This is a genomic window from Stenotrophomonas sp. YIM B06876, from assembly GCF_030711595.1.
Lineage (GTDB): Bacteria > Pseudomonadota > Gammaproteobacteria > Xanthomonadales > Xanthomonadaceae > Stenotrophomonas.
In genome coordinates this window covers 1-1102 of the sequence record NZ_JAUJUJ010000275.1, presented here as the reverse complement: position 1 = coordinate 1102, position 1102 = coordinate 1, and the positions used below count along the sequence as shown (strand labels likewise).

Below are 1102 nucleotides of genomic sequence, written 5' to 3'. Positions count from 1 at the left end.
TCCATCGAGTACGCGAAGGCGAAGCGCAGACAGTGCTGTAGCACGGCAAGCGAAGCCGACAAAGTAATCGTTGGATTTAGAAATGGAATCAATTGCGGAACGGCCACAGGTGGAAAAAACGGCGAACGCGCCGCCACACTTCTGCGAGCCCCTGCGGCTCGAACACCAGAAAGCCAATGATCAATGCGCCAAAGATGATGGTGCGCACGGGCGAGAGAAACACCGTGAGCTCGGTGCCGCCGGGCAGCAGGTCGACCGCCAGTTTGAGCAGCTCGGGCACCATGGTCATGAACACGGCACCCAGCACCGCGCCGAGGATGGTGCCCATGCCGCCGACGATGATGGCGGCGAGGAAAAAGATCGACATCAAGAGCGGAAAGCTCTCGGGCGTGACCACGCGAAAGAAGTAGGCCCAGAGGCCGCCGGCCACGCCGGCGTAGAACGACGACAGGCCGAACGACAGCAGCTTGTAGCGCAAGAGCGCAATGCCGAGCACCTCGGCCGAGATGTCGCGGTCGCGGATGGCGATGAAGGCGCGGCCGACGCGCGTGCGAAACAGGTTCGCCGCGCCCAGCAGCATCAGCACGGTGATGGGCACGATGACCCAGTACNTAGCGCAAGAGCGCAATGCCGAGCACCTCGGCCGAGATGTCGCGGTCGCGGATGGCGATGAAGGCGCGGCCGACGCGCGTGCGAAACAGGTTCGCCGCGCCCAGCAGCATCAGCACGGTGATGGGCACGATGACCCAGTACAGGCGAAACGAGGTGTCGAGCGCCGCGCCAAAAATCTTCGCCGGTGGCACCGTGAGCCCGGCCGTGCCGCCGGTGAACGCCATGTTCGCGAACAGGAAGTGCGCGATGAAGGAGGCCGCGATGGTCGCAATCGCCAGGTACAGGCCTTTGACGCGCAGCGACGGAATGCCGACCACCAGGCCGCCGAGCATGGCGACGCAGCCGCCGGCCAGGATGTTGAGCAGGAACGGTGTGCCCAGGCGGATTTCAAGAATCGCCACGGTGTATGCGCCCAGGCCCATGAAGGCGGCCTGGCCCAGGCTGACCAGGCCGGTGTAGCCGGTCAGGATGTTGAGCCCGGTGCTGCTCG

The 1102-nt window shown here is 64.6% G+C and carries 1 protein-coding gene; it reads right to left on the bottom strand.

From position 1 onward, the window contains the following. Positions 1-88 precede the first annotated feature (88 nt). Positions 89-598 carry a branched-chain amino acid ABC transporter permease gene (locus QZH66_RS16695; RefSeq protein WP_305806983.1) on the bottom strand — a complete coding sequence of 170 codons (510 nt, stop codon included), beginning with the start codon at positions 596-598 and terminating at the stop codon, positions 89-91. Positions 599-1102: the final 504 nt, after the last annotated feature.